29 protein-coding genes are annotated in these 25,998 nt (G+C 44.0%); 24 read left to right on the plus strand and 5 right to left on the minus strand.

What is annotated here, in order from left to right:
• The first annotated feature begins 36 nt into the window (after positions 1-36).
• Positions 37-1,005 (plus strand): LysR family transcriptional regulator, encoded by a 969-nt coding sequence (locus tag OP489_RS01020; protein ID WP_266162529.1) that lies wholly within the window; start codon positions 37-39, stop codon positions 1,003-1,005.
• A gap of 72 nt (positions 1,006-1,077) precedes the next feature.
• Here the strand turns inward: OP489_RS01020 and OP489_RS01025 are convergent, their stop codons facing one another.
• Positions 1,078-1,950, minus strand: a complete 873-nt coding sequence (locus tag OP489_RS01025; RefSeq protein WP_266162530.1) for a DegV family protein — start codon at positions 1,948-1,950, stop codon at positions 1,078-1,080.
• A gap of 181 nt (positions 1,951-2,131) precedes the next feature.
• Between OP489_RS01025 and OP489_RS01030 the strand changes: the two genes are divergently transcribed.
• The 16 genes from OP489_RS01030 to hflX all read left to right on the plus strand — a co-directional run bounded on the left by OP489_RS01030 (position 2,132) and on the right by hflX (position 13,279).
• On the plus strand, positions 2,132-2,437 hold the full coding sequence (locus OP489_RS01030) for a hypothetical protein (protein WP_266162531.1): 306 nt from the start codon (positions 2,132-2,134) through the stop codon (positions 2,435-2,437).
• Positions 2,397-3,668: a PBSX family phage terminase large subunit gene (locus OP489_RS01035; RefSeq protein ID WP_266162532.1), complete on the plus strand. Its 1,272-nt coding sequence runs from the start codon at positions 2,397-2,399 to the stop codon at positions 3,666-3,668. The genes OP489_RS01030 and OP489_RS01035 overlap by 41 nt, the downstream gene beginning before the upstream one ends.
• The gene (locus OP489_RS01040; RefSeq protein WP_266162533.1) at positions 3,665-4,810 is read left to right on the plus strand and encodes a serine/threonine protein phosphatase; all 1,146 of its coding nucleotides are present in this window, start codon (positions 3,665-3,667) and stop codon (positions 4,808-4,810) included. Before OP489_RS01035 ends, OP489_RS01040 begins: the two co-directional genes overlap by 4 nt.
• A complete protein-coding gene (locus OP489_RS01045; protein WP_266162534.1) occupies positions 4,803-5,672 on the plus strand; it encodes a hypothetical protein in 870 nt (289 codons plus the stop codon). The genes OP489_RS01040 and OP489_RS01045 overlap by 8 nt, the downstream gene beginning before the upstream one ends.
• A 27-nt stretch (positions 5,673-5,699) precedes the next feature.
• A complete protein-coding gene (locus OP489_RS01050; RefSeq protein ID WP_266162535.1) occupies positions 5,700-6,044 on the plus strand; it encodes a hypothetical protein in 345 nt (114 codons plus the stop codon).
• A 20-nt stretch (positions 6,045-6,064) separates the two neighbouring features.
• A complete protein-coding gene (locus OP489_RS01055; RefSeq protein ID WP_266162536.1) occupies positions 6,065-7,078 on the plus strand; it encodes a phage major capsid protein in 1,014 nt (337 codons plus the stop codon).
• A 3-nt stretch (positions 7,079-7,081) separates the two neighbouring features.
• A complete protein-coding gene (locus OP489_RS01060; protein WP_266162537.1) occupies positions 7,082-7,417 on the plus strand; it encodes a hypothetical protein in 336 nt (111 codons plus the stop codon).
• Positions 7,414-7,713 carry a hypothetical protein gene (locus tag OP489_RS01065; RefSeq protein ID WP_266162538.1) on the plus strand — a complete coding sequence of 100 codons (300 nt, stop codon included), beginning with the start codon at positions 7,414-7,416 and terminating at the stop codon, positions 7,711-7,713. The genes OP489_RS01060 and OP489_RS01065 overlap by 4 nt, the downstream gene beginning before the upstream one ends.
• 87 nt (positions 7,714-7,800) lie before the next feature.
• Complete coding sequence (locus OP489_RS01070; protein ID WP_266162539.1) at positions 7,801-8,313, plus strand: hypothetical protein; 513 nt, start codon at positions 7,801-7,803, stop codon at positions 8,311-8,313.
• Entirely contained in the window at positions 8,313-9,197 is an 885-nt protein-coding gene (locus tag OP489_RS01075; protein WP_266162540.1) for a hypothetical protein, read from the plus strand. The genes OP489_RS01070 and OP489_RS01075 overlap by 1 nt, the downstream gene beginning before the upstream one ends.
• Positions 9,188-9,523 carry a hypothetical protein gene (locus OP489_RS01080; protein WP_266162541.1) on the plus strand — a complete coding sequence of 112 codons (336 nt, stop codon included), beginning with the start codon at positions 9,188-9,190 and terminating at the stop codon, positions 9,521-9,523. Before OP489_RS01075 ends, OP489_RS01080 begins: the two co-directional genes overlap by 10 nt.
• Positions 9,524-9,527: 4 nt before the next feature.
• Complete coding sequence (locus OP489_RS01085; protein WP_266162542.1) at positions 9,528-9,860, plus strand: hypothetical protein; 333 nt, start codon at positions 9,528-9,530, stop codon at positions 9,858-9,860.
• A complete protein-coding gene (locus OP489_RS01090; protein ID WP_266162543.1) occupies positions 9,860-10,912 on the plus strand; it encodes a baseplate J/gp47 family protein in 1,053 nt (350 codons plus the stop codon). Before OP489_RS01085 ends, OP489_RS01090 begins: the two co-directional genes overlap by 1 nt.
• 2 nt (positions 10,913-10,914) lie before the next feature.
• Entirely contained in the window at positions 10,915-11,481 is a 567-nt protein-coding gene (locus OP489_RS01095) for a hypothetical protein (RefSeq protein ID WP_266162544.1), read from the plus strand.
• Between the two features lie 15 nt (positions 11,482-11,496).
• The gene (locus tag OP489_RS01100) at positions 11,497-11,952 is read left to right on the plus strand and encodes a hypothetical protein (protein ID WP_266162545.1); all 456 of its coding nucleotides are present in this window, start codon (positions 11,497-11,499) and stop codon (positions 11,950-11,952) included.
• Between the two features lie 64 nt (positions 11,953-12,016).
• Positions 12,017-13,279: a GTPase HflX gene (gene hflX / locus OP489_RS01105; protein WP_266162546.1), complete on the plus strand. Its 1,263-nt coding sequence runs from the start codon at positions 12,017-12,019 to the stop codon at positions 13,277-13,279.
• 159 nt (positions 13,280-13,438) lie between these two features.
• On the opposite strand, the gene OP489_RS01110 is transcribed toward hflX, so the two are convergent.
• Positions 13,439-13,939, minus strand: a complete 501-nt coding sequence (locus OP489_RS01110) for a flavin reductase family protein (protein WP_266162547.1) — start codon at positions 13,937-13,939, stop codon at positions 13,439-13,441.
• Between the two features lie 248 nt (positions 13,940-14,187).
• Here OP489_RS01110 and OP489_RS01115 point away from each other — a divergent pair, with 248 nt between their 5' ends.
• The 7 genes from OP489_RS01115 (at position 14,188) to argF (ending at position 22,228) form a co-directional block, all read left to right on the plus strand.
• Positions 14,188-15,435: an argininosuccinate synthase gene (locus OP489_RS01115; protein ID WP_266162548.1), complete on the plus strand. Its 1,248-nt coding sequence runs from the start codon at positions 14,188-14,190 to the stop codon at positions 15,433-15,435.
• 118 nt (positions 15,436-15,553) lie between these two features.
• Entirely contained in the window at positions 15,554-16,921 is a 1,368-nt protein-coding gene (argH, locus tag OP489_RS01120; RefSeq protein ID WP_266162549.1) for an argininosuccinate lyase, read from the plus strand.
• A 50-nt stretch (positions 16,922-16,971) separates the two neighbouring features.
• Positions 16,972-18,012, plus strand: coding sequence for an N-acetyl-gamma-glutamyl-phosphate reductase (gene argC, locus OP489_RS01125; RefSeq protein WP_266162550.1), 1,041 nt, complete (start codon positions 16,972-16,974; stop codon positions 18,010-18,012).
• A gap of 13 nt (positions 18,013-18,025) precedes the next feature.
• Positions 18,026-19,240, plus strand: a complete 1,215-nt coding sequence (gene argJ / locus OP489_RS01130) for a bifunctional glutamate N-acetyltransferase/amino-acid acetyltransferase ArgJ (protein ID WP_266162551.1) — start codon at positions 18,026-18,028, stop codon at positions 19,238-19,240.
• 19 nt (positions 19,241-19,259) lie between these two features.
• On the plus strand, positions 19,260-20,117 hold the full coding sequence (gene argB, locus OP489_RS01135) for an acetylglutamate kinase (protein ID WP_266162552.1): 858 nt from the start codon (positions 19,260-19,262) through the stop codon (positions 20,115-20,117).
• 17 nt (positions 20,118-20,134) lie between these two features.
• Positions 20,135-21,304, plus strand: coding sequence for an aspartate aminotransferase family protein (locus tag OP489_RS01140; protein ID WP_266162553.1), 1,170 nt, complete (start codon positions 20,135-20,137; stop codon positions 21,302-21,304).
• 21 nt (positions 21,305-21,325) lie between these two features.
• Entirely contained in the window at positions 21,326-22,228 is a 903-nt protein-coding gene (argF, locus tag OP489_RS01145; protein WP_266162554.1) for an ornithine carbamoyltransferase, read from the plus strand.
• Positions 22,229-22,303: 75 nt separating this feature from the next.
• Here the strand turns inward: argF and OP489_RS01150 are convergent, their stop codons facing one another.
• The 3 genes from OP489_RS01150 to OP489_RS01160 form a co-directional block, all read right to left on the minus strand.
• On the minus strand, positions 22,304-23,539 hold the full coding sequence (locus OP489_RS01150) for a hypothetical protein (RefSeq protein ID WP_266162555.1): 1,236 nt from the start codon (positions 23,537-23,539) through the stop codon (positions 22,304-22,306).
• A gap of 175 nt (positions 23,540-23,714) precedes the next feature.
• Positions 23,715-24,908: a pyridoxal phosphate-dependent aminotransferase gene (locus tag OP489_RS01155; protein WP_266162556.1), complete on the minus strand. Its 1,194-nt coding sequence runs from the start codon at positions 24,906-24,908 to the stop codon at positions 23,715-23,717.
• Positions 24,909-24,921: 13 nt separating this feature from the next.
• A complete protein-coding gene (locus OP489_RS01160) occupies positions 24,922-25,893 on the minus strand; it encodes a hydroxyacid dehydrogenase (RefSeq protein ID WP_266162557.1) in 972 nt (323 codons plus the stop codon).
• Positions 25,894-25,998: the final 105 nt, after the last annotated feature.

A 25,998-nucleotide genomic window follows, 5' to 3' on the forward strand; every position in this document is an offset into this window, starting at 1 on the left:
TATATCAATTATAGTAAAATGTTATGGGGCGATTCTATGTTGCAGGAAATGGCTTATGTTTATGAGGTCTATCGTGAGCGGAGTTTTTCTAAGGCTGCAAAAAATCTATATATTTCCCAACCTGCTCTGAGCACCTATGTCAAGCGGGTTGAAAATCAGATCGGACAAAAAATTTTTGATCGGAATGTAACACCGATTGAACTGACCGAAGCCGGACGAGCTTATATCGATACGGCGGAAAAAATTTTAACCGATGAAAAAGATCTGATTCGTTATCTAAACGATCTTTCTGATATGAAAACTGGAACGATTACAATCGGCGGAACCCATTTTTATTCCTCTTATCTTTTACCGCCGATTATTAAGGAGTTTAAACGTCGTTTTCCTGGAATTCAGGTACAGGTAGTGGAAGGAGACTCGGTATCTCTTTACGAAAGAATTAAAGAGCATCCAATTGACCTGATTATGGATGGCGGTACCGTAAAGGAATCTGCTTACGAAATGGTTCCTTTTATTGAAGAGACCGTTTTGCTCTGTGTGCCTCAAGAAAATCCCATCAATCAAAAATTACGCAAGTATCAGATGACCGCGAAGGATATTCATGAGAATCGATATCAACTTTCCAAAATGCCGGCAGTTCCTTTAAAGTGCTTCTCGGAAGAACTTTTTGTTCTGATGAAACCAGGGCATGATCTCTATGCAAGAGGAGTGGAAATTTGTGAGGAAGCAGGCTTTGTGCCCCGTTCTTCTATGCGGCTAAGTCAGATGATGACTGCCTATAATTTTTGCAGTCAAGGATTAGGCGTTACGTTTGCTACTGATTTATTAGTAAAAATGCAGCCGGGAAATTCTCATTTGGTTTTTTATCGAATTGGAGATCCGCGCTCTAAACGTCCAGTATTTCTGGCTTACCGGAAAGGCGCTTATATGACAAAATCAATGGCGTCGTTTATTGATATTGCACGCAAACAACTTTTTCTTGATCCACAACAAAGTCTTCTGTAATTGTTTTATGAATATAAAAAAGACCTGCCACCGAATGATTTTTCGGGACAGGCCTTTTTATTATTCTTACATTTAGCGGTTGGTTCCAAGAAAAAACAAAGCAATGGTTCCTGGACCTGCATGGGCACCAATCACGGGGCCTATAAAATTGATAAAAACCGTTTTTGTTCCCAATCGCTCTTTTATCTGATTTGCTACATATTCTGCATCTTCTTTGGAATCCCCATGGCTGATAAAAACCGTTTGATTTTTTGGGTCAGTGGCGGTTTGAGCCATATGATCAACTAAAGAATCCAGAGAAGCTTTGCGGCCGCGTACCTTACTAATCGGAATTAAGTGCCCATTATTATCTACATGCATGACCGGTTTAATGCCGAGAACAGTACCAAACAGTGCCGCGGCACTATTGACTCTTCCGCCACGCTTGAGGAAATTTAAATCATCAACCGTAAACCAATGGCAAAGATGAAGTTTGTTTTTTTCAATCCAATCCCGTACTTCGTCAATTGATTTTCCATTTAAACGCTGGTTAGCAGCATACCAAATTAAAAGGCCTTGCCCAAGCGATGCACAGAGAGTATCAATTACATAGATTTTTCGCTCCGGATAAAGAGCAGTCAGCTCTTCTCCAGCCATTTTGGCCGCTTGGTAGGTACCGCTTAATCCTGAAGAAAAGCAGGGACATAAAACATCCAGACCCTCTTTTAAATAGGTTTCCATCAAATTTTTAAAAGATTCCATGTTGACGGCACTAGTCGTACAGGACGAACCTTCACGCAGCTTTTTGTAGAATTTTTCCGGTGTAATTTCTGGCCAGTCTAGCTCGTTTTTATGCTCTTTTCCATCAAGATGAAACGAAAGCGGCAAAACCTTTAGCTCCAACTGTTCGGCTATCTCTTGGTTAAGATCACAGGAAGAATCAGTGACAATTACGTAATTGGGCACAGAAGGAAACCTCCCCTTTACATTTTATTAAAATGATTGTATCACGCTTTGAAAACAAAATCAATTCGTTTTTAAAACCAGGTCAAACATTTTGATAAAAGAATATTAATATTTTGAAAGAATTCGCTGATTAAGGCGAATTCTTTTGTTTGTTTTCCGGTGAAATGAAAGGAGGAATGAAATGAAATATCCAAAGACCGTGGAAGACGGCTACCGGAAACTGGCCTTCGGCGGAATCGGAAGTGCAGTACGGCTGCTCTTTTTACGAGAAGAGGAATCACTGCCAAATTTTGATAAGCTGGATCTTTATTGTGTGCAGGAGATTCGCAGAGGAAAAGATGGTATTTTGGAAATCAAATTCTACGATCGGCTGCGTGCAATGGAATGCCTGGAAGCTTATCAAAACCATTCGGAAGGAGAACCACTGCAGGAAGCTTTATCAGCCTGTGCGAAAGCGCTCAATCACGATCATGATTCTGCGGTTTAGCAAAAAGCAACTGACGGCGATGACATGGTGGTGCAGAGAAAGCAAGACCGAAAATTTTGATGCAATTATCTGTGACGGTGCGGTGCGCAGTGGCAAGACACTGTCGATGGGACTGGGTTTTATCTTTTGGGCAATGAGTACTTTTAACCATGAAAGCTTTGCATTCTGTGGAAAAACGATTCGCTCCCTTTGGAGAAATCTAATGGGAAACCTTCTTCCTATGCTCAGTACCGCCGGCTTTTCGGTTTCACTTCGCCGGAGCGAAAATAGGTTTCTCGTAAAAAAGGGAGACAAGGAAAACTACTTTTTTCTCTTTGGAGGCAAAGATGAAAGCAGCGCCATGCTGATTCAGGGATTGACACTTTGCGGAGTCTTTTTTGACGAAGTTGCCCTAATGCCGCGTTCCTTTGTGGAACAAGCACTGGCGCGCTGCAGCGTGGATAATTCTCGCTTTTGGTTCAACTGCAATCCAGAAGATCCTACTCATTGGTTTTACCAGAAATGGATCAAAAAATGCAAAGAAAGAAATGCTTTTTATTTGCATTTTACAATGGACGATAATCCGGGGCTCTCAAAAAAGGTGCGTTTACGCTATGAGCGGCTCTATGAAGGTGCTTTTTATGAGCGCTTTATTAAGGGACGCTGGGTATGCGCGCAGGGATTAATTTATCCATTTATGACTTCGCCGCAAATGATCTTTTCTCCACCGGGAGTTTGCTCTGAATATGCGGTTAGCTGCGATTACGGAACCAGAAATCCAAGTTCTTTTGGCCTTTGGGGGAGAAAGGAAAATGTTTGGTACCGGGTGGACGAATATTACTATGATGGCCGCCAAAATGATTCCCGCACTGATGAGGAACATTATAAAGCATTAGAAACGCTTTGTGAGGGAAAAAAGATCCATTGGATTACAGTAGACCCTAGTGCTGCCAGTTTTATAGAAGTGATTCGCCGCCACGGGAAATTTCGTGTGATTCCTGCTAAAAATGATGTGCTCGAAGGAATTCGAAAAACAACCCTTGCTTTAAAAGAAGGCAAAATTCGAATTTGCAGCACCTGCGGCAATACCATTCGGGAATTTTCTCGATATCGCTGGCAGGAAAGCCGTGAGGCACCGGTGAAAGAGGAGGATCACGCGATGGACGATATCCGGTATTTTGTTATGAATCTATTGGGCAGAGAAGAAAATGCATGGGCGTTGGCTCTGCCTCGCGGAAAGGAGGATTCATGAAATCCTTATTCAAAAAGAAACAGGAACCTTCGGCAATTGCAGTTCAGACGAGAAATAGCTTCTATTCTTTTCCATCTTTGCGAGACTATATTCCACAAAATTTCGGTGAGCTGCAACTTTATGACCAACTGCGCCAAATGGTCCCTATTATTGATGCTGCAATCGATAAGATTCTGCGGCTGATGGGCTCGTTCCAGGTACATTGCAGTGATGCTGACAAAGAAGCACCTTTGCAGAATTTTTTGCAGACGGTACAGGTAAACGCTACGAGCTGCGGGCTAGAACGCTTTTTGTTGGAGTATCTTGACCAACTGCTTACTTACGGCAATGCGGTGGGAGAAATTGTTTTGCAGAATGGACAAATTGCGGCCCTTTACAACGCATCTTTACGGGATGTGGAACTAGTTGCCAAAACACCGCTTTCTCTGGAGGTGAGAAGGCGGACTCTTTCCGGCAGCGAACCGGTTCCCTATCCGGAACTGGTAATGGTAACAGCACTAAATCCGTCCCCAGGTTCGGCAAAAGGGGTAAGCCTTTTGAGAAGTCTGCCGTTTGTAACGGGAATTTTATTGCAGATTTTTCACACATTGGGAGTTAACTGGGAACGTATAGGAAATGTTCGATTCGCTGTGACCTGTGAGCCGGGACGAGATGGGGAACCATTTGCAAAAGAACGTGCCGAACAGATGGCAACTCAATGGAAACGGGCGATGACTTCTAGAGAACCAAGTGATTTTGTGGCGGTTGGAAATGTCCATATTCAGGCGATCGGTGCGGATAACCAGATCCTTGACAGCGAAATTCCAGTGAGACAAATGTTGGAACAAATCGTCGCAAAGTTGGGAATCCCTCCGTTTTTACTCGGACTTTCTTGGTCCAGCACAGAACGAATGAGCAGCCAGCAGGCCGATCTTCTTACGAGCGAACTGGAATCCTACCGAAGACTTTTGGAACCGATCATTCGAAAAATCTGCACACTTTGGCTGAGACTTTCCGGCAGCTTCGGAACAGTCTCAATTGACTGGGATGATATCTCGCTTCAGGATACAACAGAACTTGCAAATGCGGCGCATTTACGCGCACAGACAAGTCTTTTGGAGGAACAAATTCGAAAACTGAAAAAGGAGAATGCAAATGCGTAATGGAACCGTTTTAAAAAGCGGTGCTCTGCCGGACACAGACGCGCTGAATAAAATTAATCAATACACTCGAAGACCATTTTCTGCAGAGGAAGTTTATACCTTTCGGGTGGCATTGTGTGATAACGAAATCGACAGGGATTATGAGCGCTTTACCACAAAGGCTCTTTCTGATCTCGGGAGACTGTTTCTAGGAAAAACCGGAATTTTTAATCATAGTATGGACGCTTCTACACAGGTTGCCCGTATTTATGATACGGCATTGGAAACAGATCAGAGCCGGAAAACAATGGCAGGAGAGCCATATTGCAGACTGGTCGCAATGGCGTATCTGCCGCGATGCGATAAAAATCGCGATTTAATGTTGGAAATTGACAGCGGAATGAAAAAAGAAGTCAGCGTTGGCTGTTCCGTTGGAAGTATGAACTGCTCGATCTGCGGGACAGATTTACGGGAAAAATCCTGCGGTCATCAAAAAGGAGAACTTTATAATGGAAAAGTTTGCTGTGCAGTCCTTTCTAATCCGCAGGACGCCTATGAATGGAGCTTTGTAGCGGTTCCTGCACAGAGAGAAGCAGGGGTAACAAAAGGATTTAAAAATTCTGGAATGGAAGATGACGCAGCGTGGGGAAAACGGTATCGTGAAAAATTGATGAAGAAAACAGTAAAAGCAATTTCTTTACTGCATCCGGAAATTGAGGGCGATACGGTACGACGAATGGCTCTGGCGCTTTCTCCGGAGGAATTGGAGCAGGTAGAAGATTCTCTGCAAAAAAATCTGCAGGAAAAATTACCGCTTGCACCTCAGCTAATGTGCAGAGAGAAAAAAGCGCAGAAAAATGACAATGAACCCTATTGTATTTGATTTTGTAGCAAAAAGGAGAGAGAAAAAATGAAAGTTTCTATGAATGGATTTGGAGAAAATATGGTGACCTTTGCATGCGATGATACCACAGCTTATGGCAGCCTGGTAAAAATGAGCGACAATGGAACCGTTGTTCCCTGTGTAAATGGGGATGTCTTTTGCGGTGTTGCAAATTCCGTAAGAAACGGATTTACGGCAGTTCAGCTCAACGGATATCGGGAGATTCCTTATACGGGGACAGCGCCAAAGGTAGGATATCAGACCTTAGCAGCTTCCGGAGCGCAAAGCGTTGCAACTGTTTCTACGGGTGGGAGAAGCTATTTAGTTATCGATGTAGACTCCAACGCTAAAACAATTGGCATTATGCTTTAATTAAGAGAGGAGATTTTATTATGGCTTTTTATGAAAATCTGCGATTGGAAAAAGGAATGTATGGTACCGGAAAGTCTTTTACGGATGTGCTGGAATCTTTGGATCATTCCGAAAACTATAAAGGGACGTCCCTCGAAAATTTGGATGCTTATCAAAGACAGCTAAAACGTTTTGATATTCGAGTAAGCGGACGAACCAGCGATCGGGTGGAAAAATTTTTTCAGTCCGGCGATAGTGCCGCTCTTTTCCCGGAATATGTCTGCCGGGCTGTCCGTCAGGGGATAGAACAGGAAAACCTGCTTCCTTCGATTGTAGCGACGACCACACAGGTAGAAGGTCTTGACTATCGTACCATTACCAGTACACCGACGAACGAGGAAAAGTCATTTAAGCCGGTAGCGGAAGGTGCAAAAATTCCGGAAACCGTTGTTCACGTACAGGATCATCTGGTAAAACTCCAAAAACGTGGTCGCATGTTGGTGGCAAGTTATGAAGCTTTACGATTCCAGCGGCTGGATCTTTTTACAGTTACGCTGCGCCAAATCGGTGCCTATATTGCCCGCGCACAGCTTGGTGACGCGGTAGATGTTTTGCTCCATGGAGACGATGGAAAAGATAATGCGGCTTCTATTAAAGCTTCTGGGACTAGCGGAGTCGCTTATAAAGATCTAGTTTCTCTTTGGGCTTCGCTTTCTCCTTATCAGATGAACACTATTTTGGCGGGAACTGAAGCGGTTCAGGACCTTCTGAATATTTCCGAATTGAAAGATGCGAAAGCGGGACTGAATTTTCAGGGAACCGGAAAATTGGGGACACCGGTTGGTGCAAATCTTTTGCATGTGCCGGATGTGCCCTCTAAAACAGTGGTTGGTCTTGACAGTACCTGCGCACTGGAAATGGTTCAGGCCGGTGATATTGTCACCGATTATGATAAGCTGATTGACCGTCAGCTGGAACGTGCTTCCATCAGCATGATTGCAGGCTTCACAAAAATCTTTGGCGGCGCCGTTAAAACGCTGACCTATCAGGCTTAACATATGGACGAAATGGCAGTAATGGAGCGATTCGCTTTTTATCGGGGATTGAGTGAGGAAGAAGCACAACCTTATTTTACCTTGGTGAGAGACGCGATTGCTCAGATTGAAGAAGCGCGGAGAAAAGATATTTCAGGGGGAGAGATGCTGCTCTGCGCCGCTGCTGCCGCCTTAGCAAACTGGCAGGCATCGCTTTTAAATGGCGGCGGCAGCTTCTCCGCAGGAGAAATCCGGATGCAATCCGGTTGCGGCGCAACGGAAAAAACTTTATGGGAGCAGGCAAAACGCGCAGCGTCCCCTTTTCTTCAAGACAATTTTTATTTTGGGAGGATATTATGAGCCGTTCGGAATTGGTAAAAAGTCTTCTGCAACGATATGGAAATGAGTTTTTTTGGAATGGAAATTCTTATCGCGGACTTTTTCGGACGCTCGACCAAAAAGTGCAGGAAGGCAGATGCTACCGCTTGATTGCATCTGCAGATTTTTTACCAATGATTGGCGATGAAGTGAGAGATGAAAAGTATTTTTATACGATTCTTCGCGTAGATGGCGTATTCCTTTCAGCAAAACGTCTTTATACCTGGTGTATTGTAGAACAAAAAGATGGTTGGGAGAGATCAGAAAATGACACTTGAACAAATAGAAAGCCTCACGGAAAAAATCAGCAAAGAGCTTGAGATGGAGGTCTTGCGCGGAGAGCATTCTGTTGAGGGGGATACAGAATGAGTGAAACAATGAGTTTTCGTGATTTTTATTGGCCGCGTTTACCGGATCAAGTGGAAATTAAGGCTTCTCGGCGAGTACATGCTTTGGAACAGCCATATGGCGGAGAAGTTTTGCAGGAACTGGGAGGAAAAGGTCGGGAAATTTTGGGCAAAGGAATCTTTTTAGGAGAAAATGCCAGGGTGGTTTTTAATCATTTAGCCGAACTTTTACAGGATCCTAAAGGGATTTTATCAGCGCCGGGCTTGTCTGTTCCGATTGAGGCGATTTTTGAGGAGCTCAAATTAGAGGGAACTCCGCGATCGGACCGGATTGCTTATTCGTTTCATTTTGTTGAAATCCTGCAGAGCGAGTCGGTTGAAAAGCCGAGAGAAACAATCATTGGGAAAGAAGGTTCCCTCTGGGTCGAAGCAATTCGCAATCATACAACGGTTGATCTTCTTTTGGAAAAAAATCCATGGATTTGTAGACCCGATCAGCTTCCGGTAGGAAAGAAGTTGATTCTTTTCTGATGATTTATGATTATATTTCCGGGAAGGGGCAGCACTGGCGGCTGCCTCAGCCCGTTTCAATACAAATAGACTGGGAGGAAGATTCCCCGGCAGCTTCCTTTAAAGGAACATTTCCCATGGGGAATGAAAAACTTTTTGGCGGAAAAATTCAGGTGACGAATGACAGTGGGAAAACTGTTTTTATAGGAATGCTTGATGAGATACGCACGTTCCTTGGGAATAGTGCTGAGCTTTTTTTACAGGCAAGAAGCCCTATTGGGATTTTACTTGATAGTGAAGCAATGCCAATAACTTATCCTAACCCCAGTTTGCAAATCCTATTTTCTGCCTGTGCAAAGCCTTATGGATTTCATCTTTCTGAAGAAGAAAATGAGTTTATGAAAACCCCTTATTCGGTGGAAAAGGGAAAAAGCGAATGGCAGGCACTTAACGGATTCTGCAAAAAGTTTCTTGGCAAACCCCTTTTTGCAGATGGATGGACTCTTTCTATGGAAAGATCCAAATGTCCGACTCTTATTTTAGGAGACAATGGGAAAACAATTTTGGAGGAAATACAGAGGCAATCCATTTATCAGCGCGTTTCTGCAGTTTACGGTAAAGAGCAAAACAATTGGAAATTGGCGGAAGAAGATACCGAGACGAAATCGATGGGAATTTTGCGCAGACGATTTTCTGTCGATCCACAGGCCACTTTGCAGAAAGCACTCAAAAAAGAGGAAACTATGCAGGTGCTTTGTGCTGGAGCGGTTGCTGCGCATCCGCTGCAGTCCGTTTGGCTTCATGGAAAATCTGATTGGGTCGTTTCTGCAGTCCGTTACTGCTTAAATGGACAGGGAGAATCAACTCGGCTTACCCTGCGAAAGGAGAAGTTAAAATGTGGTTGACGGAAAAAATGCGTGATTTTGCGAAACAGTCGCCCGCAGGCAAAGTAGCAGATGTAATAGGAGACGAAAGCTTTCAGACGGATTCCGAATATCGAAATGTTGCGCAAGTTGGGCCATGGGGAATTTTTTGGAAGGCACCGATTAGTGCGCAGACAATTTTGGTCGATACCAATTTGGGGAAAACTTCAATCGGGGCAGTCCAGAGTGAAAAAAATTTGGAACCGGGAGAGCTACTTCTCTTCTCACAGGGAGGAGCGGAAATTTATTTGAAAAATAACGGCGAAATTGTTCTAAATGGGCAGGTATTCGCAGCAAAAAAGGAGTGACTGTGTGGAGGCAGCTTTAAAAGATGGAGATATTCTGCAAAATGCGGCCGGTCAGTTTGAAATGCTGGAGGGAATCAATGCACTGTTTCAGCGGGCGGAATTTCATTTAAATGTGAAAAAGGGAGACTTTTGGTATGCGCCGGAGTTTGGAAGCCGCTTGTTTGAGTTGGATCGTTCAGCTCCGGAAAGCGAAAATATTGCACTTTCTATGGCGGCTGAAGCACTGCTCCCTATGCCGGAGGCGAAAGTGATCTCAGCAGAAATTTATGAAGATAGGATCTCTTTTATAGTAGAAATCTTTAATGAACGCAGAAAAATCGAGGTGAAATATTCTTGATGATTACTTATGAAGACTTAGTGGAAGAAATGAAAAATCTTTATTTTGAAAAATCAGGGACTTTCCCGGATGAAGCTTCTGATTTAGGAATTCGGTTCCGCGTGCTGGCAGGAGAGTTATATAATCTTTTTGCAGAACTTGATTGGATGAAGAAACAAATGAACTTTACAACTGCAGATGGGGAAGAACTCGACAAACATGCACTGGCACGCGGATTAACAAGAGCAGAGGGAACGGCGGCTTCTGGCACTTTACAGTTTAAAAGGGGAAAAGCCCTTTGGTTTGATGTTGCAATTCCAAAAGGAACAATTTGCCAGACACAGGATGGCACCACCTTTGAAACGATAGAACAAGGGATCCTCGGAATTAACCAACTTTCGGTTTTAGTCAAAGCAAAAGCTCAAAAAGAGGGAATTTCAGGCAACGCAAAAGCGGGAACAATTACCCGCTTTGTTACGGCTGTGCCAGGGATTGAAACGGTTATAAATTTGTCTGACTTTTTCGGAGGGAGAGATACGGAATCCGACGAGATGCTGAGACAGAGGATCGAGGATAGTTTTAGCCGAATCAGTACCGGCAGCAATGCAGCATTTTATCAAAATAAAGCAATGCAGCATGAAGGAGTCAGGGATGTTTATGTAGTACCAAGAGAAAACGGAGTGGGAACAGTTGGCTTATATCTTGCTGCAACAGGCGGAGTCCCCTCGGATGCACTTCTTTCGGAAGTGGAGCAGGATCTTCAAAAATCGCGTGAACTCAATGTGACGGTTCTGACTCATCCAATTTCTGTTATTTCCCTTGACGTGGAAGCACAGCTTGTATTTGCAGAAGGCGTCGATAAGCAGGCAGCAATCACTCAATGCAAGTCCATAATTCTTGATTTGTTTGCTTCTTTAAAGATCGGACAGCCGCTTACTTATAGTGCTGTTTATGCTGCTATTTATGGGACTGGAACAGTTACGGATATGACAATTTATTTTTATGGGACACCAGTCCCAGCCAAAAATAAGCTCCTGATCGCCGGAACAATTACGGTGAAGGAGGAAAGCTAAAAATGGGCGCATTAGAACGAATGAAAGAACAGATGAGAGCGGTTCCGCTTTATCGTTTAGACGGGACTACGACTGTTGACCACGAACTAGAAGCATATGCTGCTGTACTGGATCGATGTGAGCAAGCCCTTTTGGAGCTTTATCGGGAAAATTTTGCAGCAACCGCAGAGAGTTGGGGGCTGGAGCTTTTTTCAAAAGAACTTAGAACAGCAGATGGAACACTTGTGGAACAGCAAAGTGCTGCAAAAGTTCTTTTTTCGCTTGACGATGACGATTTTGCAAAGTGTGATATGGAAAAGATTGCACAGGCGGTAGGGCTTTCCTGCAATGTAGAAGAGTATCCAAAAGAAAGTGTGGTTCGTTTTGTCCTTTTGGGAGAACCGCGGAATCTGACTCGTTCCATCCGAATTTTAAGGCGCTTTTTTCCGGTTCATTTGATTGGTTTGGTTGATCATCGAAAAGAAACTTGGAAAGCTTTAGATGATCGAAATCTTACGTGGTCCGATTTGGACAAAAGAGGACTTTCATGGAACCAAATGGATGGGACAGATGATGTGATTGAAATTTAAAGGGGGAAAATAAATTTGTCAAATCAAAATAAAACTTCTCTTGGACTGCATGACTGGAAAGCGGATGATAAGCCTGTTCGTTTGGATTTTGCACAAGATAATCAGTTGCTTGACAGTCTCTTGACCGCACATTTTAATGATAATAGTCGTCATAAAAATGCAAATGATCCAGTGCCGATGACAATCAATTCCTATGTGGGAGATGGTAAGGCACAGCAGGTAATCTCATTGCCGTTTGCAGCAAGACTGGTCCTTGTTTATTGCGAGCATTTATCTGCAGTTAGAGTGCGTACCGGCGGAGAGTTAGGGGCTTATTGTGCATTTGCGGTTCCATCGGAAGGCGCGATGGCAGGATTGTCCCTTGATGGGACCAGCCTTACCGTGATGCAGGATTCCGATACAAGCACTGCGAAGGTTCACAATTCTTTTAACGAATCAAATATAGAATATGAATACATAGCTTTTCGATGATTTGCAATACTAAAATAATTGCAGTAAAATAGGAAATAAAAAATTGCGCAGTCGGAGGGTTCTTATGCTGGAAAATGAAGAAAAAAAGGTAAAAGTAATTCTGGTGGAAGTTGATACCGGGGAATATGATGTGGAATCTTCTCTTGCGGAACTGTATGAATTAGTATACAGCGCAGGCGCGGAACCTTTTGGCACAATTACGCAAAAACGTCCTGCACCAGATCCGGCAAGCTGTGTTGGTTCGGGAATGCTGCAGCAGATTGCTGATTTTTGCGCGGTTCATGAAATTGATCTGGTTGTATTTGACCGGGATCTTTCTCCGACTCAAATTCGGAATGTGGAAGAGGCGACAAAGGTTCGGGTAATTGACCGAACTATGCTAATTCTCGATATTTTCGCGAGCCGTGCAAGATCCAGTGAAGGAAAATTACAGGTGGAACTGGCACAGCTTCGCTATCTTTTGCCTCGCCTTTCCGGCAGAGGAAAAGAGCTTTCTCGGTTGGGCGGCGGAATCGGAACTCGTGGACCCGGTGAAACGAAGCTGGAAACAGACAGACGTCATATCCGTGCACGAATTGAAAATCTCAAGGCACAGCTGGAAGATGTAGAAAAACACCGGGCACAAATTGACCGCCGTCGTAAAAAAGAGGGCGTGATCACGGTTGCACTAGTTGGCTATACAAATGCCGGAAAGAGTACTTTGATGAATGCTCTGACTAATGCCGGCGTACTTGCAGAAGACATGCTTTTTGCAACACTGGACCCGACCGCCCGTGCCTTAAAGCTTCCCAATGGAGTTACAGTTATGCTGATCGATACGGTTGGTTTTATTCGAAGACTGCCGCATCATCTGGTGCAGGCATTTCATTCTACACTGGAACAAGCGGTTCAGGCCGATATTATTTTAAATGTTTGTGATGCCTCCAGCCCGGAAGCACAGACCCATTTGAAAGTGACTCAAGAGATTTTAACGCAGCTTGGCTGTCGGAATCGTCCAGTGATATCGGTCCTTAATCAATGTGATAAGGTACCGGAGCTTTCCGAGATCCCAATGATTGGGAATGCGGTGCGAATTAGTGCCAAGACTGGTGCAGGTTTGGATTCCCTTTTGAAAGCGATCGAACAGAATCTGCCGGTGAATGTCAGAAAAGTTTCTTTGCTTTTACCTTTTGACAAGGCTGGTTTGGCAGCAAAAATTCGAAAAGAAGCAACTTTGCTTTCAGAAAGCTATGTAGAAGATGGCCTTTGTATTTCTGCTGTGGTAGGAGAGGAACTTTATAATCTTTTAAAAGAATATGAAGTTAAAGATCCTCAGGAACAACCATAATTATAAACAGTGGCTTTAGCCTTTTTATCCGGCAGTAAGATCACTCTATTTCCTATTTAACATGACGAATGCCCCAATCGTAGTTTTATTGCTACGATTGGGGCATTTTTTGCTTGCTTAGCTTTTTAGAGCCGGTTTCAAATTTAAAAGCGAAAATTTTTAGTCATTAGAAAAAACACGTACAATTTCGCCTACAAACATATTGTGGTAATCTTTGTTTGGGTACCAGCGCTCGTCAAGTGACTGATCAAGCAGATATTTTGGTTCCAGAGGCTGGCGATAAAGCTTTTTGCAAATAAAGGTGAGCGAAGCTTCTTTAAAAATCGGTGCCTCTTTAAATTCTGCCAGATGCAGACCTGCTTCGGTAATCTTCTGATTTTCTCCGCCGGAGTGACTTCCACAGTAGTTAAGTGCGTCACGATAGCCGTCTTTTAAAAAGGTGATAGAAAAATAATCTTCTTGGTCAATGAACTTTAATGTGTGACGCTGTGGCCGAATAAAGGAAAATACCACATCTTTTCCCCAAAGTACACCAACACCGCCCCAGGAGGCTGTTAAAGTGCTGCAGGATTCCGGAGTGCCGGCAGAAACCAGCATCCAGTCCTTTGCGATTTTGTTAAAAGGCGAGAATTCAAATTTGTCCAAAGAAATTTCTTTCATAGCAGATAACCTCCAATCATCTGTAAACATACATTTTATTTGATTTATTATACCATATTGCGTAAACTTTGAAAACTCATTATTCCGATAAAATCACGTTTTTAGAGGGATTGCACATCCTTTGTCAGGTTATTTTTATACAAAACTGTGAAAACTGTGGAATATGAATATTTATGCAATAAATCCTTGATTTTATGAATAATAAGTGTATAATAAGAGCCACAAAGAAAAACAACGGAGGCTTTATCATGGATAAGAAAAATATTAAAAAAGTGGTTCTAGCTTATTCAGGAGGCTTAGATACCTCTATTATTATTCCCTGGCTGAAAGAAAATTATAACAACTGTGAGGTCGTTGCAGTTGCAGCAGATGTTGGACAGGGAATGGGCGAACTGAATGGCCTGGAGGAAAAAGCAAAGAAGACGGGTGCTTCCAAACTTTATATTGCCGACCTTAAAAAACAGTTTGTTGAGGATTATATCTGGCCGACACTTAAGGCAGATGCCGTGTATGAAAATAAATATCTTTTAGGAACCAGTTTTGCCCGTCCGCTGATTGCAAAGCGTTTGGTGGAAATTGCAGAGGCCGAGGGCGCCGACGCAATCTGTCATGGCTGTACCGGCAAGGGCAATGATCAGGTCCGTTTTGAACTTTCCATCAAAGCCTTTGCTCCTAATATGCCGATCATTGCTCCGTGGCGTGAATGGAACTTAAAATCCCGTGATGAAGAAATTACTTATGCAGAATCCCATAATATTCCGCTTAAGATTACACGGGAAACCAATTATTCGAAAGATAAAAATCTGTGGCATCTTTCTCATGAAGGACTCGACCTGGAAGACCCTGCAAATGAGCCGCAGTACAATAAACCCGGATTCTTGGAATTGGGGATTTCACCGGAAATGGCACCGGACAAAGCCACTTATGTGACGATCCATTTTGAAAAAGGCGTTCCCACTACACTGGATGGTCAAAAACTCTGTGCGGTCGATTTGCTCAGCAAGCTCAATGAACTGGGCGGCAAAAACGGAATCGGCATCGCCGATATCGTAGAGAATCGGCTGGTCGGTATGAAGAGCCGCGGCGTTTATGAAACTCCCGGTGGAACGATTCTTTATCATGCACATAACAAATTGGAAGAAATCTGCCTCGATAAAGATACTTATCATTATAAGCAGGGTATCGGTGATAAAATGGCGGAATTGGTCTATGACGGCAAATGGTTTACTCCTTTGCGGGAGGCAATCAGCGCATTCGTAGACAGTACGCAGGAGCATGTAACGGGCGATGTGAAGCTGAAGCTCTATAAGGGAAATGTGATTGACGCCGGCGTTAAGAGCCCCTACAGCCTTTATGATGAAGAAATCGCAACCTTCAGTGAAGACGAAGTATATGATCAGGCAGAAGCCAAAGGATTTATTGATCTGTTTGGATTGCCGATTAAGGTGCAGGCACTTAAAAATTTAAATCATCAGGTGATTTCCTCTAAAAAATGAGGAATCCCGGAAGAGGATCGGAACGTAAAGTTCCGTCCGGTCTTTAAGACTTGGAAGGGCGGGCAAAGGTTCGCCCTTTTGCTTATTTTAAAGGAAAACAGACAACCGGAGGAGTTTTATGAAACTTTGGGAAAATAAATTTCATAAGGGCCTGGACGAAAGGACAAATGATTTTAATTCCTCTATTTCGTTCGATAGCCGTATGGTACAGGAAGATATCGAGGGAAGTATCGCTCATGCAACGATGCTTGGAAAAATCGGGATTCTTAAAAAAGAAGAAGCCGAAGAGATTTGTGCAGAGCTAAAGAAAATTGCAGAAGAAGTAAAGAGCGGCACACTTTCGATCGATCCCACTTGTGAAGATATTCATACTTTTGTAGAGGGAGAATTGACGAACCGCTTGGGGGATGCCGGAAAACGGCTCCATACCGCGAGAAGCCGAAACGATCAGGTTGCGCTGGATATTCGGCTTTATCTAAGAAATCAGTGCGATTCTCTGGAGGAAGAGATAAAAGAGCTTGTCAAAACCCTTGGAGAGCTTGCACTCAAATATAAAGATGTCGTTATGCCGGGCTATACGCATCTTCAGAGGGCACAGCCAATCGTTTTTGGGCATCATCTTCTTGCCTATGCTGAAATGTTTCTGAGAGATATTGATAGAATAAAGGATACCAGACGACGCATGAATGTTTGTCCGTTAGGTTCCGGAGCTCTCGCGGGAACAACATATCCGCTGGATAGAAATTTGACGGCTTCGCTGTTGAAATTTGATGCACCGACACATAATAGTCTAGACGGCGTTTCCGATCGGGATTTTTGTTTGGAACTGCTTTCTGATATTTCGATCTGTATGGTTCATCTTTCCCGCTTTTCAGAAGAGATTATCCTCTGGTGTAGTTGGGAATTTAAGTTTATTGAGCTGGATGACGCATTTTCCACCGGTAGCAGCATTATGCCGCAGAAGAAAAACCCAGATATTGCCGAATTGATCCGCGGAAAAGCCGGAAGAGTGATTGGAGATCTGACAGGACTTTTGGCTACTATGAAAGGTCTTCCGCTCGCTTATAATAAGGATATGCAGGAAGATAAAGAGCCGGTCTTTGATGCCTGTGATACCCTGCATATGTGCCTTACCACTTTTATTCCGATGATTAAGACCATGCGCGTTTTGCCGCAGAATATGCGCAAAGCTGCCGCCGGTGGATTTATCAATGCCACTGATGCTGCCGATTATCTGGTAGAAAAGGGAATGCCTTTCCGGGACGCCTATCGGGTTGTCGGAGAATTGGTCGGCGAGTGTGTAGAAAAGGGAACTACACTGGAAGCACTGCCTTTAAAAAATTATCAGGCACATTCTGAACTCTTTGATGAAGGAATCTATGATGCCATCAGCCTCGAAAAGTGTGTAAACGGCAGAACAGTTTTAGGCGGACCTGCTCCGCAAAATGTCGAAAAAGAAGCAAAACGTATCTTAGCAATGGTATAAATAAAAAAACAGCTTTTTTGGAGCGCGCATAAAAAAGGGGGAACCAATCGATGAAATCTATTAAAGTCGGCGTCGTCGGCGCCACCGGATATGCAGGTGCGGAATTGTGCCGCATTCTTGCAAATCACCCGCAGGCATCTCTTAAAGCCATCAGCAGTGTGAGTTTTGAAGGAAAAGCACTGAGCGAAGTATACCCTTCCTATTATGGCTTGTGCGATATGATTTGCGGTAACCAGCAACAGGTTGTGGAAAAAAGTGATGTGATTTTTGCCGCTTTGCCGCATGGACTTTCACAGGCGCTGGGAAAAGAGTGTTGGGATCAGAATAAAGTCTTTATTGATCTTGGCGCAGATTTTCGATTGGAAAAAGCGGAAGATTACGAGCTTTGGTATAAGAATACGTTCCAGTATCCAGAGCTCCACAAAGAGGCGGTTTATGGACTGCCGGAACTTTTCCGCGAGGAAATCAAGGGAAAGCACCTGATCGCAAACCCCGGTTGCTATACTACGGCCGTGCCTCTGGCACTTGTTCCGGCATTAAAGGCAGGATTGATTGAGCAGGACGGAATCATTGCCGACTGCAAATCCGGGGTGACCGGAGCGGGGCGGAACAGTACACAGGATACCCATTATCCGGAACTCAACGAAGGCATGCATGCCTATAAGGTCGCTGCGCACCGTCATACACCGGAGATTGAACAGAGCCTTTCTAAAATTACGGGAAACTCAATGAAAGTGCTGTTTGTTCCGCATCTTCTGCCGGTTAACCGCGGAATCCTTGCAACTTGCTATGCAAAGCTAAAAAATGGCACAACGCTTTCACAGCTTCAAGAGGTTTATGAGCAAGCCTATCAGAATGAATATTTTATTCGTCTTTTGCCGAAGGGAAAAGAAGCGGATATTCATAATGTGCGGTATTCTAATTTTTGTGATATTTCTCTTCATATTGATCCGCGTACCAATACGTTTATCGCGGTCAGCGCGCTTGATAACATGGTAAAAGGAGCGGCGGGTCAGGCAATTCAAAATATGAATCTGGCATTCGGACTAGACGAAACAGAGGGTCTTACCGCATGGCCCCCGGCATTTTAAGGAGGGCAAATCCATGAAGTTTATAGACGGCGGAATTACAGCACCGAAAGGGTTTATGGCAGGCGGAATGCACTGTGGGATTCGTCCCAATAAAAAGAAGCCGGACCTGATGATGCTTAAAAGTGAAGTCCCCTGTAATGCGGCCGGCGTTTATACCAGTAATCTGGTAAAAGGCGCATCGATCGAAGTTTGCAAAAAGCATTTGACGGATGGAATTGCCCAGGCTGTGATCGCTAATTCCGGCAACGCCAACACCTGTAATTCAGATGGAGTGGAAAAGGCCGAAAAAATGGCAGAAGCCGCCGCAAGTGCGTTAAAAATCAAAGCACAGGATGTTTTGGTCGCGAGTACCGGAGTTATCGGACAGCCGCTGCCGATTGAGCCGATTATAAAGGCATCACCTGTTTTGGCAAAGAAACTCAGTAAAGAAGGCGGCGATGATGCTGCGAAAGCGCTGATGACGACAGATACGGTCCCTAAAAATCTTGCGGTAGAGTTTATGCTCGGGGACAATGTGGTACGTTTAGGCGGCGCCGCAAAGGGCAGCGGAATGATTCATCCGAATATGTGTACCATGCTCTGCTTTTTGACAACAGACGTTGCAATTTCAACGGAAGCACTGGAAAGTGCTTTGCAGGAGTCGGTGAAGAACAGCTTTAATATGATCAGCGTGGATGGAGATACCAGTACGAATGATACCTGCTGCATTATGGCAAACGGCCTTGCAAAAAATGAGCCAATCACAACGGACGGAGAGGATTATCAGACCTTTTTAAAGGCAATGAAAATGCTTTGTACCGCACTTTGTAAGATGATGGCAAAAGACGGAGAAGGCGCAACAAAGCTTCTTGCTTGTCGGGTAACAGGAGTTTCTTCCGATGAAAATGCGAGAATCGTTGCAAAGACCATTATTTGTTCCTCTCTGGTAAAAGCTGCGATGTTCGGAGCAGATGCCAACTGGGGACGGGTGCTTTGTGCGATTGGATATTCCGGGGTGCCGGTGGATATCCATGCGGTCGATGTTGCGTTCCGTTCTAAAATGGGTGCAATTAATGTCTGCAAAGATGGCGCCGGAATCGATTTTGATGAAGACACTGCTAAGAAAATTCTTTTGGAAGACGAAATCGGGATCGATGTAACGCTCCATGACGGTGATTTTGAGGCAACTGCCTATGGGTGTGACCTCACTTACGATTATGTGAAAATTAACGGTGATTATCGGACCTGATGAGAAGGAGGAATCCCCCTTGAATATTTTAGATGCAGATCGGGCACAGGTTTTGGTGGAGGCGTTGCCTTATATCCAAAAGCTGGCGGGAAAAACAGTTGTTGTTAAGTACGGCGGAAACGCAATGATCGATGATCATCTGAAAGACGCTGTGATGAGCGATTTGGTTCTGATGCAGCTTGTTGGAATCCATGTGGTTTTGGTTCATGGCGGCGGCCCGGAAATCAATGCAATGCTCAAAAAGATCGGAAAGAAAAGCGAATTTATTAAGGGAATGCGTGTGACCGATCAGGAGACAATCGACATTGTTCAAATGGTCTTAGCAGGAAAAGTCAATAAAGACTTGGTGCAGCTTTTGCAGCGCCATGAGGGCAAAGCAATCGGACTTTGCGGCCTGGATGGCGACCTGATGCGTGCAGTAAAGAAAGTTTCTGAAGATGACCTTGGGTTTGTCGGAGAAATTACAGAAGTCAAAAATGACGTGATCAATGATGCAATCGAAAAAGGATATATTCCGATTATTTCCACGGTAGCCGGCAGTCAGGAGGGTCAGGTATTTAATATCAATGCAGATATTGCCGCAGCACATATCGCGGCGAGTCTTCATGCTGAAAAGCTGATTTTGATGACGGATATTCGAGGACTTTTACGAGATAAAGACGATGAGGAAACCTTGATCCCGGTTGTCAATCTCTCTTCTGTGCCAAAACTGCAGAAAGATGGGGTTATCTCCGGCGGGATGATTCCGAAAATTGACTGTTGTGTAGAGGCAGTTCGCCAAGGTGTTAAGCGTGCGCATATTATCGACGGCCGGGTTCCGCATTCCATTTTGGTGGAGCTCTTTACTGATGCCGGTATTGGCACGATGTTCTGTTAATATAGAGGAGGCACTTTATGGAATTTGAAAAAATCAAAGCACAGGCAGATCAATATATGATGCACACCTATCATCGCTTTTCTGCAGCGCTGGTAAAAGGAAAAAATGCGACCGCATGGGATGCAGATGGAAAAAAGTATATTGATTTTACTGCCGGAATCGGTGTAAACAGTCTGGGATATGCCGATCCAAAATGGGTTGCGGCAGTTTCAAAACAGGCGGGAGAAATTCAGCACACCTGTAATCTGTTTTATAATCCGCAGGTTACGTCATTAGCAGAGAATCTTTGTAAAACAGCGGGATTTTCAAAAGTGTTTTTTGGAAATAGCGGTGCAGAAGCAAACGAGTGCGCCGTTAAGGTTGCAAGAAAATATAGTTCTGATCGGTATGGCTTTGACCGCTGCGAAATAATTACCCTTCAAAATTCTTTTCATGGCAGAACGCTGGCAACTCTAGCTGCCACCGGACAGGAACATTTTCATGAGCTGTTTATGCCGCTGCCGACAGGATTTATTACCGCGGAGCCAAACCTTCAGAGCGTCATGGAGAAGCTCAGCGATAAGACCTGTGCAATTTTTTATGAGCCGATTCAGGGAGAGGGCGGCGTTTTGCCCCTGACTGCAGAGTTTGTAAAAGCGCTGCGGAAACTTTGTGATGAAAAGGATATCATTTTGGTGGCGGATGAGGTACAGACCGGTGTGGGGCGTTCCGGAACTTTTTATGCGACAGAGCAGTTTGAAGTAAAGCCGGATGTGCTTACCAGTGCAAAGGGGCTCGGCGGCGGTTTGCCGATCGGAGCGTGTTTGGTTGGCGAAAAGTGCGCAGAGGTCCTCGGTGTTGGTGATCATGGAACCACTTTCGGCGGGAATCCGGTGGTTTGCGCAGGCGCAAATGTGGTTTTGGAGAGACTAAACACACCGGGATTTTTGCAGGAAGTCGTACAAAAAGGGGCCTTTTTGCAGGAATCGCTTCGTGAAATGAAAAACATTGAAAACGTGCGTGGTATGGGATTGATGGTTGGCGCGAAGCCAACCGGAAAAACGGCTGCCCAAATTGCAGATCAATGTGTGGAAAACGGATTGCTGGTGCTGACGGCAAAAGATGTTTTGCGCTTTTTACCGCCGCTTACCATTACGATTGAGGAATTAAAAACGGGCCTTTCTATTTTGGAAAAGGTACTGGCTTAAAATTTTTGAGGAGGCTTATCGATGAAACATCTTTTAAAAATGCTGGATCTTTCTTCTCAGGAGATCACAGAGATTCTGGACCTTGCCGATCAGCTCAAGTATGAGAAAAAGCATGACATTGCGCATCCGCGTCTGGCAGGAAAAACATTGGGAATGATTTTTGAAAAGGCCAGTACCCGTACGCGTGTTTCTTTTGAAGTTGGTATGTATCAGCTGGGAGGACTGCCGATCTTTCTTTCTTCAAAAGATATGCAGATCGGCCGCGGAGAACCGGTGCAGGATACCGCAAGGGTTCTTTCCCGGTATCTGGACGGAATTATGATTCGTACCTTTAAACAGAGCGAGGTAGAAGCGCTGGCTAATTTTGGGACTATTCCGATCATTAATGGTCTGACCGATTTATCTCACCCATGTCAGGTGCTTGCAGATCTGATGACGATCCGTGAGAAGCATGGCAGTTTGGACGGCCTTAAAATGTGCTTTATCGGCGATGGAAATAATATGATGAATTCCCTGATCGTCGGTGGCCTTAAGATGAAGATGGAAGTATCGGTTGCCTGCCCGCAGGGGTACCGCCCTGCAGCAGAAGTGCTGGATTTTGCACAGGCCTATCCGGCGTTCAGCATGACGACCGATCCGAAAGAAGCAGCTGTTGGAGCAGATGTCGTAATTACAGACGTCTGGGCTTCAATGGGGCAGGAAGATGAAGCTGCAAAACGCCGCAAAGCGTTTGAAGGATTTCAGATAAATGCAGAAGTGATGGCAAAAGCCAAAAAGGATGCCATGGTACTGCATTGCCTTCCGGCACATCGCGGAGAAGAAATTACTGCGGATGTATTTGAAAAACATTCCACAGAAATCTTTGAAGAGGCTGAAAACCGTCTACATGCTCAAAAAGCAGTCATGGTAAAACTGCTCGGCTGAGATTTCTCTCTGATTCAGTGTAAATAAAAAGTGCTTCAGAAATCGTTTCTCGGTTTCTGCAGCACTTTTTTGTAGTTATAAAGCTTTTATCATCTTTTTCCATGCCTTTTGCAGGTCATGAAATTGCTGATTATGGGTTGGTACGTTCTTAACGTATTTTTCCATTTCATAAAATAAATTGTAGTACCGTCTGTCATTAAAATAAGAACAGACATATGGCAGACATTCTTGAAGATTTTGTAAGGACTGATCCATCATTTCTGTAAAAGAATCCGGTTGGGTCAGGTAAGTATATAGGGGCTTATAGCGAGCCCAGCCGAGGCAGGCTTTATAAAAACGATTATTAACAGCAGCAGAATCATAAAGCGAAATCTGTTTCAGCTTTAAAGGAAGGACCCCGCGAAGAAGGGTTCCATAAAAGGAGAACCCATCGTGAAATGTATAAACAGGAATCCACTTGACGTTATATTCTTTAAGGCAGGTGCTGAGAATACTGTCTTCCCCCCGTGCCCCCGGCGGATTATAAAATGGCAAAACTTTTGTCCGTTTTGTCAAATTGATTCCAAGATTTCCTCCGCTTATAAATTTTGCACCATTTGCTTCTAAAGCGAGGTTTGCCTGATGTTCGCTCAAAATGGTTTTATCTGCATATGTAACTCCGCCGGATGCAATCAAGCGCTCAACCTCGTCCCATTTTAAGACATCACTGCTCAGAGCATCTGTGAAGCGGTGAAAGATTTCTTTTGAGAGAATCCCATCGAAATCGATAGAAGGAACAGGCGTTAGATAGCCGCAGTGATATCCGTTTGTGATATCGGAAAATTGCAGATAACGGATATGTTCTTCCAAGACGTTCTGACCGCTCCAAAGAGAAATTCCGCTTGATTCTGTTACCGCCATGGGATATTCATCGTCATCAAGAAAGATAATTCCATCAACGTTTTCACGCAGAGCTTCATATAAAATAATATTTCGCTGCATAGCATAGCCGGTTCCAAATACGCCGGCAGCTTCTTCTTTTGTTAAAATGGAGTCTTTCACAAGCTTCTGCTTTTCTTTTTCAATGTCATCCGGACCAATAAAGCGGCATAGATAAAATGCTTCTCGGTCTTCTGCACTAAGATTGTCATAGTCTTCTTTTTTGGTATTATTATAGCTGGGATCATACGCGACAAATAAAGATAAAAGGAACCGCTTATCAGATAAGAAATGGGATTCTTTTAGATGATAGATATAAGCACGCAGTACATTTTTAAAGCCAATTCGTCCAGTTGCAAACCCGATTGCAATGTGCTTTTTCCCATCTGTCATAAAATCCTCTCCCATTCTTTGTGGTTTGATGTATTTAATTATTATACCATTATTTAGCCTGGAATGCAAAAAATTGGACAAGCTCATTTTAGGATGATAATCGCTGTTGTACAAAAACAAAAAGTCCGACTCGAAAAAACGAGTTGGACTTTTTGCTTATAAGGAGATAAATCTTTTATGCAAGTGATTTTACAAAATTGGCCATCCGATTGGTTGCTTCCAAAATGTTTTCATTAGAAGTCGCATAGGAAAGACGGACAAAATCCCCGCATTCTTTTCCAAGACCAATTCCGGGAACAGTACCAACGAGCTTTTCTTCCAGCAGCCGTTCGGAAAATTCCTGTCCGGAGAGTCCGGTATCGGAGACATCAATAAAAACATAAAAGGCGCCGGAGGGGCGAACATAATGAATCTGTGGAATTTTATCAAGCTGTTCCATGATTAACTTTCTGCGTTCCTTAAACTTTTTCTGCATTTCTTTTACGGCTGCTTCTGTTTCAGGGAGATCTACAGAATTTGCAAGACCAATTTGCAAAAAAGTGGGGCAGCAGGTGGAAGAATACTGATGAAATTTTAAAATATAATCCATATGCCGTTTGTCAACTGCTAAATATCCAAGCCGCCAGCCGGTCATGGCATAGGTCTTCGAAAAACCGCACATGATAAGCGCCCGTTCCCGCATTCCGGGAAAAGAAGCCATCGAGCAGAAAGGTTCATCATAAGTTAGACGGTCATAAATTTCGTCCGAAAAGACGAGAAGATCATATTTACAGGCAAGTTTTGCGAGACCTTCCAAAATTTCGCGGTGATAAGCAACACCGGTTGGATTGCAGGGATTATTGAGAATAATCATTCTGGTACGGTCGGTGATATGAGCTTCGGTTTCAGCAAGATCGATCTGAAAGCCATTTTCTTCTTTTAAAGGAAGCGAAACGACAGTGCCCCCTGCTAGATGAACCAAATTCTCATAGCTCACAAAAGCAGGGGAAAAGATGATAACTTCATCTCCCGCACTAATTGTAGAGAGCAACGCATTGTTAATTGCTTCTGCACCGCCGCATGTCACAAGAATTTCGGTCGCAGGGTCGTAATGAACTCCCATATCCCGCTCCAGAATTTTCGAAATCTTTTCGCGTAGTTCCGGCATGCCGCGGTTGGAACCATAATGTGTAAAGTTGGCTTCCAAAGCGGCGATCGTTGCTTTTTTAATTGGTTCCGGCGTATTGAAATCCGGTTCCCCTGCTACCAGAGGAATTACTGTTTTGCCGGCGTCTTTCATGGCACGGACTTTATCGAGCATGACGCGAATTAAAGAGGAAGAAGTGGAATCCATACGTTCGGCGCCTGCAAAAATCTCTCTTTTTTTCATAAGAAATCCTCCTTTAGCTGGCTTTGTCAATCGGGTTTGGGTTGTTTACAGGAAAAGTAGGAACCTGACCCTTGAGTGTTTCGACAATTCCCAAAGCAGCCTGATAACTCATTCGTTCCAGAGAACGTCCAGTAAAGGCTGCGGTATGCGGAGAGACAATTACATTATCCAAATGGAGAATGGGGTTATTCATATTTGGAATCCCACCATCAAAAACATCGATAGCAGCACCGGCAATCTTTTTTTCTGCCAATATTTTAGTCAATGCTTTTTCATCGGTCACTTCTCCGCGGGCCGTGTTGATCAGGTAAGCGGTTGGCTTCATCAAAGCAAGCTTTTCCGCGCTGAGAAGATTCCTGGTAGAAGAGGTGAGCGGTACATGAAGGGAAAGGAAATCAGCGGAGCGGATCACCTCATCCAGATCATTTGTGAGAATTCCGTATTCTGTTTTCATTGGCTTAGTTAAACGACGTTTATGGCCGATAACGTTCATGCCAAGTCCGTAAAATGCTTTTTTGGCGACCATGGTACCAATAGTTCCAACACCAATAATTCCAAGTGTTTTGCCCTCTAGGTCCATTCCGCAGATAGAACGAATTTCCCAGTTCCCTGCTTTGAGTCCTTCGTTATATTCAAAGGTACGTTTAGCAAGAAGCAAAATCAGACCGATTGTATATTCTGCTACGGAATTTTGATTTGCCTTAGCAGCATTTGTAACTTGAATCCCAAGTTCAGTAGCACTTTTTACGTCAATTCCATTGACACCGACTCCATGCATGGAGATTGCTTTCAGTTTTGGGCAGTTTTCCATAATTCTGCGGCTGATTGTTGCGTTGCGGGTCAGAATTGCATCGCAATCCGACGCTTCTTTTAAGACCGTCTCTTCATCAATTCCCGTTCCCATTCGGATTTCATATCCCTGTTCTCGGAGAAGTTCTTTTCCGGATTCGTTGATATCTTCTGTAATTAGCACCTTATAACTCATATATGCCATCTCCTTAAAAGCACAGCGTGTACTAGCTAGTATGAAATTTAGAACGTGTAATCCTGCATTTGAGAACATTTTAACAAGTCTTTACTGCTTCTGCAA

Source organism: Caproicibacterium sp. BJN0003 (genome assembly GCF_026314295.1).
Lineage (GTDB): Bacteria > Bacillota > Clostridia > Oscillospirales > Acutalibacteraceae > Caproicibacterium.

Excerpts from the sequence above, each read along its gene's own strand:
- OP489_RS01020 (WP_266162529.1), top strand. The coding sequence starts at position 37 with ATGTTGCAGGAAATGGCTTATGTTTATGAGGTCTATCGTGAGCGGAGT.
- OP489_RS01030 (WP_266162531.1), top strand. The coding sequence starts at position 2,132 with ATGAAATATCCAAAGACCGTGGAAGACGGCTACCGGAAACTGGCCTTC.
- OP489_RS01040 (WP_266162533.1), top strand. The coding sequence starts at position 3,665 with ATGAAATCCTTATTCAAAAAGAAACAGGAACCTTCGGCAATTGCAGTT.
- OP489_RS01045 (WP_266162534.1), top strand. The coding sequence starts at position 4,803 with ATGCGTAATGGAACCGTTTTAAAAAGCGGTGCTCTGCCGGACACAGAC.
- OP489_RS01050 (WP_266162535.1), top strand. The coding sequence starts at position 5,700 with ATGAAAGTTTCTATGAATGGATTTGGAGAAAATATGGTGACCTTTGCA.
- OP489_RS01055 (WP_266162536.1), top strand. The coding sequence starts at position 6,065 with ATGGCTTTTTATGAAAATCTGCGATTGGAAAAAGGAATGTATGGTACC.
- OP489_RS01060 (WP_266162537.1), top strand. The coding sequence starts at position 7,082 with ATGGACGAAATGGCAGTAATGGAGCGATTCGCTTTTTATCGGGGATTG.
- OP489_RS01065 (WP_266162538.1), top strand. The coding sequence starts at position 7,414 with ATGAGCCGTTCGGAATTGGTAAAAAGTCTTCTGCAACGATATGGAAAT.
- OP489_RS01070 (WP_266162539.1), top strand. The coding sequence starts at position 7,801 with ATGAGTGAAACAATGAGTTTTCGTGATTTTTATTGGCCGCGTTTACCG.
- OP489_RS01075 (WP_266162540.1), top strand. The coding sequence starts at position 8,313 with ATGATTTATGATTATATTTCCGGGAAGGGGCAGCACTGGCGGCTGCCT.
- OP489_RS01080 (WP_266162541.1), top strand. The coding sequence starts at position 9,188 with ATGTGGTTGACGGAAAAAATGCGTGATTTTGCGAAACAGTCGCCCGCA.
- OP489_RS01090 (WP_266162543.1), top strand. The coding sequence starts at position 9,860 with ATGATTACTTATGAAGACTTAGTGGAAGAAATGAAAAATCTTTATTTT.
- OP489_RS01095 (WP_266162544.1), top strand. The coding sequence starts at position 10,915 with ATGGGCGCATTAGAACGAATGAAAGAACAGATGAGAGCGGTTCCGCTT.
- hflX (WP_266162546.1), top strand. The coding sequence starts at position 12,017 with ATGCTGGAAAATGAAGAAAAAAAGGTAAAAGTAATTCTGGTGGAAGTT.
- OP489_RS01110 (WP_266162547.1), bottom strand. The coding sequence starts at position 13,939 with ATGAAAGAAATTTCTTTGGACAAATTTGAATTCTCGCCTTTTAACAAA.
- OP489_RS01115 (WP_266162548.1), top strand. The coding sequence starts at position 14,188 with ATGGATAAGAAAAATATTAAAAAAGTGGTTCTAGCTTATTCAGGAGGC.
- argH (WP_266162549.1), top strand. The coding sequence starts at position 15,554 with ATGAAACTTTGGGAAAATAAATTTCATAAGGGCCTGGACGAAAGGACA.
- argC (WP_266162550.1), top strand. The coding sequence starts at position 16,972 with ATGAAATCTATTAAAGTCGGCGTCGTCGGCGCCACCGGATATGCAGGT.
- argJ (WP_266162551.1), top strand. The coding sequence starts at position 18,026 with ATGAAGTTTATAGACGGCGGAATTACAGCACCGAAAGGGTTTATGGCA.
- OP489_RS01140 (WP_266162553.1), top strand. The coding sequence starts at position 20,135 with ATGGAATTTGAAAAAATCAAAGCACAGGCAGATCAATATATGATGCAC.
- argF (WP_266162554.1), top strand. The coding sequence starts at position 21,326 with ATGAAACATCTTTTAAAAATGCTGGATCTTTCTTCTCAGGAGATCACA.
- OP489_RS01150 (WP_266162555.1), bottom strand. The coding sequence starts at position 23,539 with ATGACAGATGGGAAAAAGCACATTGCAATCGGGTTTGCAACTGGACGA.
- OP489_RS01155 (WP_266162556.1), bottom strand. The coding sequence starts at position 24,908 with ATGAAAAAAAGAGAGATTTTTGCAGGCGCCGAACGTATGGATTCCACT.
- OP489_RS01160 (WP_266162557.1), bottom strand. The coding sequence starts at position 25,893 with ATGAGTTATAAGGTGCTAATTACAGAAGATATCAACGAATCCGGAAAA.